Annotated in this window: 10 protein-coding genes; 8 read left to right on the top strand and 2 right to left on the bottom strand. The window is 74.6% G+C overall.

Features of this window, described 5'->3' with window-relative positions:
• Window positions 1–129 precede the first annotated feature (129 nt).
• The 6 genes from ACFC1F_RS20190 (at window position 130) to ACFC1F_RS20165 (ending at window position 11473) form a co-directional block, all read left to right on the top strand.
• Complete coding sequence (locus tag ACFC1F_RS20190) at window positions 130–1872, top strand: protein kinase (protein ID WP_376160027.1); 1743 nt, start codon at window positions 130–132, stop codon at window positions 1870–1872.
• Window positions 1873–1993: 121 nt separating this feature from the next.
• Window positions 1994–3637, top strand: a complete 1644-nt coding sequence (locus ACFC1F_RS20185) for a succinic semialdehyde dehydrogenase (protein ID WP_376160025.1) — start codon at window positions 1994–1996, stop codon at window positions 3635–3637.
• Between the two features lie 47 nt (window positions 3638–3684).
• A complete protein-coding gene (locus ACFC1F_RS20180; protein ID WP_376160023.1) occupies window positions 3685–5502 on the top strand; it encodes a GMC oxidoreductase in 1818 nt (605 codons plus the stop codon).
• Between the two features lie 394 nt (window positions 5503–5896).
• Window positions 5897–7456 carry a hypothetical protein gene (locus ACFC1F_RS20175; protein WP_376160021.1) on the top strand — a complete coding sequence of 520 codons (1560 nt, stop codon included), beginning with the start codon at window positions 5897–5899 and terminating at the stop codon, window positions 7454–7456.
• Between the two features lie 1122 nt (window positions 7457–8578).
• Entirely contained in the window at window positions 8579–10174 is a 1596-nt protein-coding gene (gene guaA, locus ACFC1F_RS20170) for a glutamine-hydrolyzing GMP synthase (RefSeq protein ID WP_209414104.1), read from the top strand.
• Between the two features lie 207 nt (window positions 10175–10381).
• Window positions 10382–11473: a ubiquinol-cytochrome c reductase iron-sulfur subunit gene (locus ACFC1F_RS20165; RefSeq protein WP_376160019.1), complete on the top strand. Its 1092-nt coding sequence runs from the start codon at window positions 10382–10384 to the stop codon at window positions 11471–11473.
• Between the two features lie 11 nt (window positions 11474–11484).
• Here ACFC1F_RS20165 and ACFC1F_RS20160 read toward each other — a convergent pair whose 3' ends face one another.
• Window positions 11485–11709 (bottom strand): hypothetical protein, encoded by a 225-nt coding sequence (locus tag ACFC1F_RS20160; protein WP_376160017.1) that lies wholly within the window; start codon window positions 11707–11709, stop codon window positions 11485–11487.
• The gene (locus ACFC1F_RS20155) at window positions 11706–13172 is read right to left on the bottom strand and encodes a PspC domain-containing protein (protein WP_376160015.1); all 1467 of its coding nucleotides are present in this window, start codon (window positions 13170–13172) and stop codon (window positions 11706–11708) included. Before ACFC1F_RS20155 ends, ACFC1F_RS20160 begins: the two co-directional genes overlap by 4 nt.
• A gap of 262 nt (window positions 13173–13434) precedes the next feature.
• Here ACFC1F_RS20155 and ACFC1F_RS20150 point away from each other — a divergent pair, with 262 nt between their 5' ends.
• The gene (locus ACFC1F_RS20150; RefSeq protein ID WP_209414137.1) at window positions 13435–14775 is read left to right on the top strand and encodes an ATP-binding protein; all 1341 of its coding nucleotides are present in this window, start codon (window positions 13435–13437) and stop codon (window positions 14773–14775) included.
• A 10-nt stretch (window positions 14776–14785) separates the two neighbouring features.
• The gene (locus tag ACFC1F_RS20145) at window positions 14786–15472 is read left to right on the top strand and encodes a response regulator transcription factor (protein ID WP_209414136.1); all 687 of its coding nucleotides are present in this window, start codon (window positions 14786–14788) and stop codon (window positions 15470–15472) included.
• Window positions 15473–15477: the final 5 nt, after the last annotated feature.

The following is a 15477-nucleotide window of genomic DNA, read 5'->3' as shown; positions in this document are numbered from 1 at the left end:
TCCGCCGGGCCCGTGTGGACGACCGGGTGGGCGGGGGAGATTACCGGGGTGCGGCCGGTGCGCCTAATGTGTGCGTCAGATCTGTTCGATAAGTGGTCTGCACGGGCCCTCCCGTCGAGGTGACGGCAGGTGGAAGAGGGGGAGCGGTCGCCGATGGGCGTGCAGGACCGGCCGGAGGCGGCCGAGGCGGAGCGGCTGCTGGCCGGACGCTACGAGCTGGGCGACCGGCTGGGCCGCGGCGGCATGGGCACGGTCTGGCGGGCCTGGGACCGGATGCTGGACCGCGAGGTCGCGGTCAAGGAGCTGACCGTCAGCCACCTCCCGGAGGAGGAGCTGCAGATCCTGCACGCCCGGATGAAACGGGAGGCCAGCGCGGCCGCCCGGATCAAGCACCCCGGCGTGATCACCGTGCACGACGTCCTGGAGCAGGACGGCCGGCCGTGGATCGTGATGGAGCTGGTCGACGGCCGGTCGCTGGCCGACGTGATCAGCCAGGACGGCACGCTCCAGCCGCGCGCCGCCGCCGAGGTGGGCGGCCAGGTGCTGGCCGCGCTGCACCGGGGCCACCAGCTGGGCGTGCTGCACCGGGACGTGAAGCCGGCCAACGTGCTGCTGGAGCGCGGCACCGGGCGGGTGGTGCTGCTGGACTTCGGCATCGCGACGTACGAGGGCTCGACCGAGCTGACCCGGCCGGGCGACCTGGTCGGCTCGCCGGACTACCTGGCGCCGGAGCGTGCCCAGGGCGACCGCCCCGGCCCGGCCTCCGACCTGTGGGGCCTCGGGGCGACGCTGTACGCGGCGGTCGAGGGCGAGTCGCCGTTCCGCCGGACGTCGCCGCTGACCACGCTGGCCGCGGTGGTCGGTGATCCCCTGCCGGAGCCGCGCCGGGCCGGGGCACTCGGGCCGGTGCTGGCCGCGCTGATGGCCAAGGACCCGGCCGACCGGCCCTCCGCGGACGAGGCGGCCCGGATGCTGGCGGAGGTGCAGGCCGGGCACACCATGGGCTTCAAGCCCGTCGCACCGGTGAAGACGCCGACCCAGTCGGTGCCGGTGGTGGACCGGACCGAGGAGCCGTCCGTACCGGCGCCCGCCGCCGAACCCGAGACCACGGCCGGGCAGCCCACGCCGCCGGCCACCGTGACGGACACCGCGCCCGCCGCCGCGGGACCCGGCGCGTCCCCCTCCGTTGGGGCGCCCACCGGGCCGACCGCGCCGGTGGTGCACCCCGTCGCGCCCGCGCGCCGGCCGACCGGACGCCGCAACGCGCTGCGGCTCGCCGCGATCGGGCTGACCGTCGCCGTGGCGGCCGCAGGGGTGACCCTCCTGGCCACCCGGCACACCGACACCCCGGTCGCCGACCCGTCCCCGACCGTCACCGGCGTGCCGCAGCCCACCGGGTCCGGCGAACCCGATCCCGCGCCCACGGGCTTCCGCTGGGTGGACGACCCGGCGGGCTTCCGCTTCCCGCTGCCGGTGGCCACCCCGCCCTGGCAGCGCAGCACCGACACCGCCAACCAGATCTTCTACAGCCCGGACAACAAGTCGCACTACCTCCAGTTCGCCGTCACCGTCGGCCAGTCGGTCAAGCCGCTGGAGCACATGCGGCAGATGGAGGCCACCGTCTCCAAGCTCAAGGAGTACCGCCAGCACAAGCTGACCAGCGTCGCGGTGAACGGCCACGACGCGGCGGTCTGGGAGTTCAGCTACGCGGCCAAGGAGGGCGGCCGCCGGCGGGCGATCGAGGCGGAGTTCATCGACGACGACGGGACCGGCTACGCCGTCTACCTGTCCTGCCCCGACACGGACAAGGACTGGCCGGAGGGCGAGCGGCGGTTCACCACGGTGCTCAACCACTTCACCCCGACCCGCTGACCCGCCGGGCTCCCGAACGGCTGGGCCCGGCCGGCCCGGCGGCCCGGCAGCCCCGCGGCGCGGGCAGTTTCTTGTTACCCACGGGTACCGAACCGGCCGCCGAGCGCCTAGGCTGCGCCGTATGACGGACCTCACAGCAGATTCCACGGCCCTCCGGCACCCCGGTGCAGGGGCCGCGGACCGCAACCCCGCCGCCCCCGGGGGCGGCCGCACGGTCGCCGCGGCCGTCCCGTCGTCGCTGGTCGCCCGTCTCGCCGGCGGGATCACCGCGACCGGCGAGCCCAGCCTGGTGGAGACCGTCGCCCCGCTGACCGGCGAGCAGTTGGCCGCCCTGCCGCGGTCCACCCCGGCCGACGTCGAGGTCGCCTACGAGCTGGCCCGCCGCGCCCAGCCGGCCTGGGCCGCGCTGCCGGTACGCCGGCGCGCCGCCGTCCTGCTGCGCTTCCACGACCTGCTGCTCAGGCGCCAGGACGAGGTGCTCGACCTGATCCAGGCCGAGACCGGCAAGGCCCGGCTGCACGCCTTCGAGGAGGTGATGGCCGTGGCCGGGGCCGCCCGGCACTACGGCCGCGCCGCGCACGGCTACCTGCGCGACAAGCACCGCGCCGGCGCCCTGCCGCTGCTCACCCGGACGATCGAGGCCCGCCGGCCCAAGGGCGTGGTCGGGCACATCTCGCCGTGGAACTACCCGCTGGAGCTGTGCATCGGCGACGCGCTGCCCGCCTTCGTGGCCGGCAACGCCGTGGTCAACAAGCCGGACACGCAGACCGCGCTGACCGCGCTCTGGGCCCGCGAACTGCTCGTCGAGGCAGGCCTGCCGGCCGACCTCTGGCAGATCGTGATCGGCGACGGCCCGGTGATCGGCCCGGCCGTGGTCGACGGCGCCGACTACGTCTCGTTCACGGGCTCCACCCGCACCGGCCGCGAGGTCGCCCAGCGCGCCGCCGCCCGGCTGGTCGGCGCCTCGCTCGAACTCGGCGGCAAGAACGCCATGCTGGTGCTGGCCGACGCCGACCTCGACCGGGCGGCCGAGGGCGCCGTCCGCGCCTGCTTCTCCTCGGCCGGGCAGCTCTGCATCTCGATCGAACGACTGCTGGTCCACCGCTCGGTGGCGGAGGAGTTCCTGGCGAGGTTCGCCGAGCGCACCCGCGCGCTGCGCCTCGGCGGCGGCCTCGCGTACGGCGCCGACATGGGCTCGCTGGTCTCCGTCCGGCAGCTGGACGCCACCACCCGGCACGTGGAGGAGGCGGTCAAGGCGGGTGCCACCGTGGTGGCCGGCGGCCGGCCCCGGCCGGACCTCGGCCCGTTCTTCCACGAGCCGACCATCCTGGACGGCGTCACCCCCGAGATGGCGGTCTGCACCGAGGAGACCTTCGGTCCGGTGGTCTCGGTCTACCGCTTCGACACCGAGGACGAGGCGGTGGCCGCCGCCAACTCCACCCCGTACGGGCTCAACTCCAGCGTCTGGACGAAGGACCTGCGGCGCGGCCGGGCGGTCGCGGCCCGGCTGCGCACCGGCACGGTGAACATCAACGAGGCCTACGCCGCGGCGTACGGCTCGGTCGCCGCGCCGATGGGCGGCATGGGCGACTCCGGGCTCGGCCGGCGGCACGGCTCCGAGGGCATCCTGCGGTTCACCGAGGCGCAGACCATCGCCGGCCAGCGGCTGATGCCGCTCGCGCCCTCGTTCGGGCTGGACGACAGGCAGTTCGCCGCGGTGTTCACCGGCGGGCTGCGGGTGCTGAAGGCGCTGCGGTTCAAGTAGGCCGGTCCGGCCGTCGGTTCACAACTCTCCCGAAGGAGCACTGGCACATGGTGGGGTCCCGCAACGAGACCGGGTTCGACTACGACGTGGTCGTGATCGGCTCGGGCTTCGGTGGTTCGGTCTCCGCGCTGCGGCTGACCGAGAAGGGCTACCGGGTCGCCGTCCTGGAGGCCGGGCGGCGCTTCGAGCGCGACGAACTGCCCAAGAACTCCTGGGACCTCGCCAACTACCTGTGGGCGCCCAAGCTCGGCATGTACGGCATCCAGCGGATCCACCTGCTGGCCAACGTGCTGATCCTGGCCGGCGCCGGGGTCGGCGGCGGCTCGCTGAACTACGCCAACACCCTCTACGTGCCGCCGAAGCCGTTCTTCGAGGACCGCCAGTGGGCCCACATCACCGACTGGCAGGAGGAGCTGGCGCCGTTCTACGACCAGGCGCAGCGGATGCTGGGCGTCCGGATCAACCCGACCGTCACCCCCTCCGACGTCCACCTGCGGGCGGCCGCCGAGAAGATGGGCGTCGGGGACACCTTCCACATGGCGCCGGTCGGGGTCTTCTTCGGCGACGGCAAGGACTCCGACGGCGCGGCCAAGGCGGCGCCCGGCGACGAGATCGCGGACCCGTACTTCGGCGGCGCCGGCCCCGCGCGGCGGGCCTGCGTGGAGTGCGGCGAGTGCATGACCGGCTGCCGGCACGGCGCCAAGAACATGCTCACCGAGAACTACCTCTACCTGGCCGAGCGCGCCGGCGCCGAGATCCACCCGCTCACCACGGTGGCCCGGATCCGCGAGTACGCCGACGCCGACGGGAACCAGGGCTTCAAGGTGGACGTCCGCCGGACCGACTCCCGCTCCACCACCGACCCCGTGAAGGCGGGGGCGCGGACCATCACCGCCGCCCGGGTGGTGGTCGCGGCCGGCACCTACGGCACCCAGTCGCTCCTGCACCGGATGCGCGACGGCGGCCACCTGCCCGGCATCTCCGCCCGGCTCGGCGAGCTGACCCGGACCAACTCCGAGGCGCTGGTCGGTGCGCAGACCACCGACCGGCGGTACGGCGCGAAGGCGGACTTCACCAAGGGCGTCGCGATCACCTCCTCGATCCACCCGGACGAGAACACCCACATCGAGCCGGTGCGCTACGGCAAGGGCTCCAACGCCATGGGCGCGCTGTCGATCGCACAGGTGAAGGGCGGCGGCCAGGTGCCGCGCTGGCTGCGCTACGCGGGGACGACCGTGCGCCACCCGGTGACCTTCGCCCGCTCGATGAACAAGCACCGCTGGTCCGAGAAGACGATCATCGGCCTGGTGATGCAGTCGCTGGACAACTCGATCACCGTCTCGCTGAAGAAGAAGGGCCTCGGCAAGGGCCAGCTGACCTCCACCCAGGGCCACGGCGCGCCCAACCCGACCTGGATCCCCGCCGCCGAGAAGGGCGCCCAGGCGCTGGCCGAGGAGATCAACGGCTTCGCGGGCAGCGCGGTCGGCGAGATCTTCGACATCCCGATGACCGCCCACTTCCTCGGCGGCTGCCCGATCGGCGACTCCGCCGAGACCGGCGTGGTCGACCCGTACCACCGGCTCTACGGCCACCCCGGGATCAGCGTGGTGGACGGTTCGGCGGTCTCCGCCAACCTCGGGGTGAACCCCTCGCTGACGATCACCGCGCAGGCCGAGCGGGCCATGTCGATGTGGCCGAACAAGGGCGAGGACGACCGGCGCCCGGCCCCGGGCGAGGCGTACCGGCGGGTGGCGCCGGTCGCGCCGGTGCGCCCGGTGGTGCCGAAGGAGGCCTTCGGGGCGCTGCGGCTGCCGTTGCTGGCCGTCCCCGAGGTGCCGAAGAAGCGTGGTGCGCAAGCCTCCTGACCCCTCGCCGGGGCCGGCCGACGACGCGCCGCAGCCGGTTGACAGCGGTCCGCGCACGGTGGGATAAACAGGCTCCCTGGGGGACCAGGGGCTTGTTCTCACGGGGGGATCACGGTCCATGGCCATCTGCGCATCGTGCGGCGCGGCTTCGGCGGAGGGGGCGCTCGGCTGCGCCTCCTGCGGACGGCCGATGGCGCCGCCCCCGCCTGCTACGGCGCCGCCCGCGCCCTCCGCGGCGCCATCCGCCCCGCCCGTCGTGCCCCCGGCGCCGCCGTCCGCGCCGGGGTACCCGCCTCCGGCGGCGCCCGTCCCGCCGGCCCCGTCCGGCCGTCCGGCGCCCGTCCCGCCCGGTCATCCGGCGCCCGGGTACGCGCCGCCGGCCGTCCCGCCGGCGGTGGGCAGTTGGGGCACCGGCCGGCCCTACGACCCGGCCGCCGCGCAGCCCGCCGCACTGCGGTGGCTCACCGGCGAGGACTGGCGCCCGGCGCTCAAGGCGGTGGTCGCGCCGGTCGCGGTACTGCTGCTGGCCGCGCTGATCGCGGCGGTCCCCGGCGACTACGACCTCGGCTACCGCTACGACTCGCCCGGGTACGGCGACCGGTTCGGCACCGCTCTGGCGATGGCGCTGGCCGCCCTCGGCGCGCCGTTCAAGCTGGGCCTCACCGGTCACGTGTTCCGGGGGGAGGACGGCCCGTCGATCCTGGTGCGGACGGTGCCGATGACGGTCACCGCCTTGTGGCTGCTCGCGCTCTGGCTCGGCCTGCGGGCCGGCGTCCGCCTCCGCCAGGCCCGCACCGGTGAGCAGCAGACCCGGGCGCAGGCGGCCGGCGAGGCCGTCCGCACCGCCCTGGTCACGGCCGGCGCGACGCTGCTGGTCGGCCTGGTGGGCGGTGCCGACTGGAGCCCGTCGGGCGCCCGCGGGCCGGGCTTCGGGAGTTACTACGGGGACGTGCAGTACGGCTCGGACTCGGGCTGGCTGGAGGCGGTCGGCTGGAGCGCCCTGCTGGCCGGGCTGCTCGCCTTCACGGTGTACGGGACGGACGCGCTGCGCTGGGCGGCCTGGCGCAACCGCGCCGTGCGCGGCTGGGCGGTGGCCGGGCTGGCCGCGGGCCGGGCGGCGGCGGTGTCGACGGGGCTCGCCGCGTTGGTCGGGTTCGTGCTGATCGCGGTGCAGGACGAGGGCTGGGCGACCGGCACCTCGGTGGCCTTCCTGCCGAACATCGGGCTGACCCTGCTCGGTCTGGGGTCGGGGGCGACCCTCCGGGCGGGCGCCGGCGCCGGCCGCTACGACGGCTACTACGAGGACGGGCCGGGCTACGGCTCCGGGGGCCCGGGCGACGAGTTCTCGGTCTTCGACCTCCACGGCGAGACCGCCGACTGGCGGTGGACCCTGCTGCTCGCCCTGGCCGCGGCGGCCTACCTCGGCTGGACGGCCCACCGGCGCGGGCTCGACGCCGCCGACCGGATCCGGCTCGCCGTCGTGTACGCGGCCGGGCTCACCCTGCTGATGGAGGTCGCCGGTTTCGTGGCGACCTCGGGCAGCGGCTCGTTGAGCGGGCGCAAGGGCGGCGCCGACGACTTCTCGGTCGGCCTGCACTTCGGGAGCCAGCTGGCGGCCAACGTGGTCTGGGCGGCGGTGGGCGCGCTGGCCGTGCCGCCGCTGCTGGCGGCCATCCGCGGCGGCCGGGCCGCCGCTGTCGGCCGGCCCGGTGCGGTGCCGCCGCAGAGCGGTCCGTACGACGGCGCGGTGCACCCGGGCGTGGTCCAGGACATCGGCGTGTTCGTGCCGGGCCAGGGGCAGGGCCCGGACCAGGGCCAGGGCCAGGGCCGGCGCCAGGCGGCGGGAGTCGGTGAGGTGATCGGCTCGCACGAGGCGCCGCCATCGCCCGGCCCCGCCGCACCGGAAGCCGGCGGGGAGGCCGTCGACCCGGACGTCTGGCGCAAGCAGCCCTAGCGCAAGCAGCCGTGGCGCAAGCAGTCGTGGCGCGAGCCGGGGCACGGGCCCTGACGGCCCGCGCCCCTCGTGCGGGCCCGGGCGCGCCCGCACGGGGCCGGACAGGGGCTGCGCGGGGCCGGACAGGGCAAAGGGCCCCGCGGGGGAACGGGGCCCTTTGTCGCTCAGCACGCGGCGCCAGGGCTGCGCCGGTGCTGGGTGACGGCGCCGGGGGAGGAGCGCCGTCCTGTCGGTTGGCTTCTGGGACGGAGCCGCCGCAGCGCCGGCGTGGGTGTGCCGGTCGCGCGGGGCGCGCACGCTCACGGTGCGGCGGGCCGGTGCACATGACTGCGCAGGGCCTTCGCTCACGGAGCGTGAGGTGACAATCGTTGCCACCAAGGGTCTCGGCGGCACCGGGTCGGGCCTCCGTAGTGGACCTTCGGCCACCGGGAGAACCTCTTCCAAGCAGCATCGTGCTGGACGGAGGGCTTGCTCTGCAACCGATTCGGCATGATTCGGCACAGTCCATTTTCGGCCCGGCCGGTCCGGGGAGGTCTGCCGGGAGTCCTCGGGCGGCCCGCCGGGAGGTCCGGGAAGGCGGGTTCGATGATCACGGTGTGTAGTGGTGCGGGCCGGAGCGCACGGGGACGCGCGTAGCGGCGCGGGACGGTGAACGATGTGCGCCTGGGTTGCGCCGGGGTGCGGCGGCCGGCCTCCGGGCGTCCCCGGGGGCCGGCCACCCCACCTCCTTGGTCCAGTCGCGGCCGGGGTCGCTGTCCCCTGCTGTCCGGCCGCTGCACCCGCGCACGGTCCCACGGCGCACCGCTCCCGGCGGGGCCGGGACCGCGGCGGCGCCACGCGCACCGGTGGACTGGGTCGAGCTCCACGCGTGGTCCTGCACGTCCGTACGGCGGCGCCCCTGGCCGGGGCGGAGGCGGCGCACCTGGCGGGTGCGGCGCGGTCGTACGGTCGTCAGAAGCAACGAACCGACGGCCCGTGCGGTCACGGTCCCTTGGACGGGCAGACGAGTGAAAGCGACCCGCCCGGTAGACTCGACCCCAGACCCCCGCTCGTCGCCCGCCGCCGCCCTTCGGAGGAAGTGCTGCGCGCGACACCTTTCGTACCGCTGCCGGAAGGCCGTCCGTGTCCTCTGCTATTCCCGACCAGTCCGTACCTGAGACCGACACCGTCCTGGTGGTCGACTTCGGTGCCCAGTACGCCCAGCTCATCGCCCGCCGGGTGCGTGAGGCCCGGGTCTACAGCGAGATCGTGCCGAGCAGCATGCCGGTCGCCGAGATGCTCGCCAAGAACCCGAAGGCGATCATCCTCTCCGGCGGTCCCTCGTCGGTCTACGAGGAGGGTGCGCCGCAGCTCGACCGCGCGATCTTCGAGGCCGGGGTTCCGGTCTTCGGCATGTGCTACGGCTTCCAGCTGATGGCCAAGACGCTCGGCGGCACCGTCGACAACAGCGGCGCCCGCGAGTACGGCCGCACCCCGCTGACCGTCTCCCGCACCGGCTCGACCCTGTTCGAGGGCGTCCCGGCGCAGCACTCGGTCTGGATGTCGCACGGCGACGCCTGCTCGGCCGCCCCCGAGGGCTTCACCGTCACCGCCTCCACCGACGTGGTGCCGGTCGCGGCCTTCGAGAACGACGAGGCCCGGCTCTACGGCGTCCAGTACCACCCCGAGGTGCTGCACTCCGACCACGGCCAGCAGATCCTGGAGCACTTCCTCTACCGCGGCGCCGGCATCGCGCCGACCTGGACCACCGGCAACGTGGTGGACGAGCAGGTCGCGCTGATCCGCGCCCAGGTCGGGACGAAGCGGGCCATCTGCGGCCTCTCCGGCGGCGTGGACTCCGCGGTCGCGGCCGCCCTGGTCAACAAGGCCATCGGCTCGCAGCTGACCTGCGTCTACGTCGACCACGGCCTGATGCGCAAGGGCGAGACCGAGCAGGTCGAGAAGGACTTCGTCGCGGCCACCGGCGTGCAGCTGAAGGTCGTCGACGCCCAGGAGCGCTTCCTGAACGCGCTCGCCGGGGTCTCCGACCCCGAGGAGAAGCGCAAGATCATCGGCCGTGAGTTCATCCGGGTCTTCGAGCAGGCCCAGGCCGAGATCGTGGCCGAGGCCGGCGAGCACGGCGAGTCGGTGGAGTTCCTGGTCCAGGGCACCCTGTACCCGGACGTGGTGGAGTCCGGCGGCGGTACCGGCACCGCCAACATCAAGTCCCACCACAACGTCGGCGGCCTGCCCGAGGACCTCCAGTTCGAGCTGGTCGAGCCGCTGCGCAAGCTGTTCAAGGACGAGGTCCGGATGGTCGGCCAGGAGCTCGGCCTGCCGGAGGAGATCGTCCAGCGCCAGCCGTTCCCCGGTCCCGGCCTGGGCATCCGGATCGTCGGCGAGGTCACCAAGGAGCGCCTGGACCTGCTGCGCGAGGCCGACGCGATCGCCCGCGAGGAGCTGACCGCGGCCGGCCTGGACCGCGAGATCTGGCAGTGCCCGGTCGTGCTGCTGGCGGACGTCCGCAGCGTCGGCGTCCAGGGCGACGGCCGCACCTACGGCCACCCGATCGTGCTGCGCCCGGTCTCCTCCGAGGACGCCATGACGGCCGACTGGTCGCGCCTGCCGTACGAGGTGCTGGCGAAGATCTCGACCCGGATCACCAACGAGGTCAAGGACGTCAACCGCGTGGTCCTGGACTGCACCAGCAAGCCGCCGGGCACCATCGAGTGGGAGTGACCACTCCCGCCGGACGGCCGTGAAACGGCCCTGATCCGGTATTGAACGGCCGCGCCGTCGTTCCCGTACACCAGGGAGCGGCGGCGCGGCCGTTCGCGGTGGGCGGGGGCCCATCGGGTGGGACCTCCCACCGAAAACGTTCACAAGCGTGCAGAATGCGACCGGACCTGTCAGGCGGTTGGCAGGCCGTGAAGGAAGGTGTGAGGGATGACGGAGGCCAGCAGCCCCACGGTGGCCGGCGGCCCCGAGGAGGCCGGCAGCCCCACGGTGGTCGGCGGCTCCGTGGCGACCGGTGCGGGGGCGACCGGTGCGGGGGCGGACGGCTGGGCCGGACGGGCGGCGCGGCTCAAGGCGACCGCCTCGCGGTACGCGCTGCTGCCGCTGCGGATCTTCCTCGGCGCCACCTTCGTCCACGCGGCGCTCGACAAGCTCTCCGACGCGCACTACCTGGCGGGCGCGGGTGACCCGGCCTCCTTCGTCTCGCAGACCGGGGCGGTCAAGGGCGCCAGCCCGATCTCCTTCCTGCTCGGCACCGCGCTCGACCACCCGACCCCGTTCGCGCTCGCCGTCGCCTTCGGCGAGCTGGCGGTCGGCCTCGGCACCCTGCTCGGCCTCTGGGGCCGGATGGCGGCCCTCGGCGGCGCACTGATCAGCCTGAGCCTCTGGCTCACCGTCAGCTGGAACGTGTCGCCGTACTACCTCGGCAACGACCTCGCCTACCTGATGGCCTGGACCCCGCTGCTGCTGGCCGGCACCCCGTACCTCTCGCTGGACGGCTACCTGGCCGGGCGGGCCGCCCGCGAACGCGCGCGCGGGCTGGCGGAGGGTCACGCCCGGCGGCGGGCGCTGGTGGACGGCGGGATCGCGGCCGTCGCGATCGGCGGCGCGGGGCTGCTCACCGGATCGCTGACCGCCACGTTCGGGCGGGACAAGAAGGCGCTCGGCCCGTCCGCCGCCCCGGCCGCAGCCGGGAAGACGCCCGCCGGACCGCCCGTCTCGGTGGCCGCCGCGAGCGTCCCGGTCGGTGGCTCGGCCCAGGTCAAGGACCCGGCCACCGGCGACGCGGTCTACATCGTCCAGCCGAAGGCCGGCCAGTACTGCGCCTTCTCGGCGGTCTGCACCCACTCCGGCTGCGCCGTCGACGCGCCGAAGAACGGTCAGCTGTACTGCCCGTGCCACGGCTCCCGGTTCGACGCGGCCACCGGCGCCGTGGTCAACGGCCCGGCCACCAAGCCGCTGCCCAAGTACGGTGTCACCAAGGACGGCGACAAGCTGAACCTCGGGCCGCTGCAGAGCTGAGCGGGCGGGTCCTAGTCGAGGGTGCCGTGGTCCGGCGCGTCGCCGCGGCCGCGCCGGGCCACCGCCGCGACCGCCCCCGCCAGGCCGCCCACGCCCAGCACGATGAAGGTGACCGGGATGACGATCCGGCCGTTCACCGACATGTCGTTCAGCGCCGCCACCAGGTAGAGCACCGCGATGACGGTGAACAGCCCGCCCGCGATCAGCGAGAAGGGATCGAGCGGGTGCTTCCTCACGACTGGACCACCTTGATGTCGCCGAGCCCGACCGTCAGCTTCAGGTCGAGCGTGCCTTTGGATGTGTGACCGTTCAACGGGTGGTACTGGTACGTGCGGCTGACGTTCTCGGTGGAGACCGGTTCCCCCGGGGCCTTGACGTCGCCGAGCAGGACCCGTGTGGTCAGGTTGACCGTGACGTCCGACGGCAGGGTGACGGTCAGCTCGCCGGCGCCGAGCTGCACCGTGGTCGCCACGGTGGCGCCCGCCGGGTCCAGCCGGCCGAGGTCCAGCCGGATCTCGCCCGCACCGAGGGTGTAGCGCTCGTTCAGGTCGTCCGCCGAGACGACGGTCCAGCTGCGTTCGCCGGCCGCGTTCTGCATGGAGTCCGGCGCGTGGCCGACGAAGGCGAGCCCCAGGGTGAGCAGCAGCCCGGGCACGACCAGCCGGCGGGCCCGGCCGAACTTCGCCCCGACGAGCAGCGTCAGGCCGACGACCAGCAGGGCGGTCGCCAGCACGGCCGAGCTCACCACGGTGACGCTGTGGTGCCCCTCGGCGGCGGCCCAGACCGCGCTGGCCGCGCCGACCGCCAGCAGGACCCCGATCAGACCGAGCGGCGAGTGCTCGCGGTGGTGATGGCGCACCACCACCGGCGGCCGGGGCGGGACGGCCGGGCCGCCCTTGCGCAGCGGGTCGCCCTGCGGCAGGTCGGCGCGCTGCCACCACGGCTGGGCCGGGCCGCCGGGCGGCGGGGCGGCGGAGCCGTGCGGGGCGGCGCCGGTGTCGCCGTACGGGTTGCGCTCGGGGTGGCGCGGGTCCCAGAGGTAGCCGCTCGGGCTGTCGGCCGGCACCGCGCCGGCCGCCCGCTCCCGGGCGTGCCGCTCGTGGGCCCGCTCGTCCTCGCCGGTCCGCGCCTGCTCGTCGGTCGGCGGCCAGGAGTAGGCGGAGGCCGGCCCGGACCCGGGGAAGTAGCGGTCGTACGGGCCGTGGCGGCGGTTGCGGCCGCGCCGGCGCCCGCGCTCCCGGCCGTGGCGGCGCTCCGGGTCGTACCGGACGGCCAGGAAGACCAGGCCGCCGAGCAGCATCAGCGGGAACATCTGGTCGCCGTCGCCCATCGAGGCGAAGAAGACGCCGGTGCCGATCACGGTCAGCAGCACCGCGCCGACCGACTGGCCGTCCACTCGGCCGGTGAGCACCCGCTGCAGCTCGGTCCGGCCGGGCCGGCTGCCGCCCTTGCCGTCCGCGACCGGCTCGGTCGGGACGACCAGCCAGGCCAGTCCGTACAGGAAGAGGCCGAGGCCGCCGGAGAGGCAGAGCACCACCGTCACGACGCGGAAGACCACCGGGTCGATGTCCAGGTGCCGGCCCAGGCCGCCGCAGACACCGGCGACCACGCGGTGGTGCTCGGTCCGGTTCAGCGGAGGGCGGTCCGGTGCGGGCGGGGCGCTCGGCCCGGCCTCCTGGATGCGGTGGTCTTCGGTCATGGCCACCATCCTGGTGGCTCCCGGGCGCCCGCCCAACCGGTGCGGTCCCTGTCCGTACCCTGACTTGTCCCTGAGAACAGCCAGGGATCCACCCTGATGCGTCCGGGCCCGCCCGCGTGGAACCATCGGTGGCGTGGCAGCCCCTGGTACCGATCCCCGTCCGCTCGTCCCCGACGCCCCGCCGTCGCAGGGCGCCGATCCGTCCGTCCCCGGCGACGGGCCGGCGCCGTACCGCAGGCTCTACCGGAGCCCGCAGGGCCGGATGCTCGGCGGTGTCGCGCACGGGCTCGCGGTGCACCTCGGGCTCCCGGTCGCCTGGGTCCGGGGCGCCTTCGTGCTGCTCTTCTTCGCCCAGGGCATCGGCGCGCTGCTGTACGCGGCGTTCTGGTTCGTGGTGCCGATAGGCATCGGCGAGCCCGCTCAGCGCGGCGGCGCGCACTGGGTGTACGTCAACGGGGCGTTCGTACCGGCCGGCTCCTGGCAGGCCTCCGGCGCGTCCGGCGCGGAGCTGAGCAAGGGGCGGCGCGGCTGGATCGGCCGGCTGCGGGAGCTGCTCCAGCACGCGCTGCAGGGCGAGCCCGCCGCCGAGCCCGGCGCCGAGCCGGCGCAGGTCCGGGCCGCCTCGAAGGGCCAGGGCGGCCTGGGGCAGCTCGCCGCGCTGGTCATGGTGGTGATCGGCCTGATCGCCCTGCTGAACGCGCTCGGCGTGCAGACCGCGCGGCCGTACACCTGGCCGCTGCTGGCGATCGGCGTCGGCGTCGCGCTGGTCTGGCGGCAGGCCGACGACTCGCGCTGGCAGCGCTGGTTCGGCCTGGAGGAGGGCGAGAAGCGGCGCGGCGCCTACACCCGGGTCGGCGGCGGCGTGCTGCTGGTGGTGGCCGGCACCATCGCCTTCCTCGCCATGCAGGGCAGCGGCTCCACGCTCGGCTCGGTGATCGAGGCCTCGCTCGCCGTGCTGGCCGGCGTGCTGGTGCTGGTCGGCCCGTACGCGCTCCGGATGTGGCAGGACCTCGGCGCCGAGCGGACCGCCCGCATCCGCGCCCAGGAGCGTGCCGAGATCGCCGCGCACGTCCACGACTCGGTGCTGCACACGCTGACCCTGATCCAGCGCCGGGCCGAGGACCCGAAGGAGGTGCTGCGGCTCGCCCGGGCCCAGGAGCGCGAGCTGCGGCTCTGGCTCTACCGTCCGGAGGCGGCCGCCGAGGAGGCGCCGGACACCATGGCGGAGAGCCTGCGCGCCGTGGTCGCCGAGGTCGAGGACCGCCACGGGGTCCCGGTCGAGCTGGTGATCGTCGGCGACTGCCCGATGGACGAGCGGATCGCGGCACAGATGCAGGCCGCGAGGGAGGCGACGGTCAACGCGGCCAAGTACGGTGGCGGAGGACCGGTCCAGGTCTACGCCGAGGTCGAGGGGAGGACGGTGATGGTGTTCGTCCGCGACCACGGTCCCGGCTTCGACCCCGACACGGTGCCCGAGGACCGGATGGGTGTCCGCGAGTCGATCCTCGGCCGGATGAAGCGCAACGGCGGCACCGCACGGGTGCGGCCGGCGCCGGACGGCGGGACCGAGGTCGAGCTGGAGATGGAGAGAACGAATGACTGAGGCAGCGCCGATGGGGGTGCCCCCGGCCGACGGCGAGGGGCGGGTCGCGCGGGTCGTGCTGGTCGACGACCACCGGATGTTCCGCACCGGGGTCCGGGCCGAGATCGGGCGCACCGAGGCGACCGGGATCGACGTGGTCGGCGAGGCCGATGACGTCGAGTCGGCGGTCCGGGTGGTCGCCGAGACCAGGCCGGACGTGGTGCTGCTCGACGTCCACCTGCCCGGCGGGGGCGGGGTCGAGGTGCTGCGCCGCTCGGCCGGGCTGATGGGCGAGCAGGGCGGGGTGAAGTTCCTCGCGCTCTCCGTCTCCGACGCCGCCGAGGACGTGATCGGCGTGATCCGCGGCGGTGCCCGCGGCTACGTCACCAAGACCATCACCGGCACCGACCTGGTCAACGCGATCTTCCGGATCTCCGACGGCGACGCGGTGTTCTCGCCCCGGCTGGCCGGTTTCGTGCTGGACGCCTTCGCCGCCACCGACACCCCGCCGGTGGACGAGGACCTCGACCGGCTGACCCAGCGCGAGCGCGAGGTGCTGCGGCTGATCGCGCGCGGCTACGCGTACAAGGAGATCGCCAAGCAGCTCTTCATCTCGGTGAAGACGGTGGAGAGCCACGTCTCGGCGGTGCTGCGCAAGCTCCAGCTGAGCAACCGGCACGAGCTGACCCGCTGGGCCACCGCCCGCCGCCTGGTCTGACGCAG

This window comes from Kitasatospora sp. NPDC056181, from assembly GCF_042266225.1.
Classification (GTDB): Bacteria; Actinomycetota; Actinomycetes; order Streptomycetales; family Streptomycetaceae; genus Kitasatospora.
Note: the sequence above shows the minus strand (reverse complement) of the source record. Positions and strands in the feature narration are given on the sequence as shown.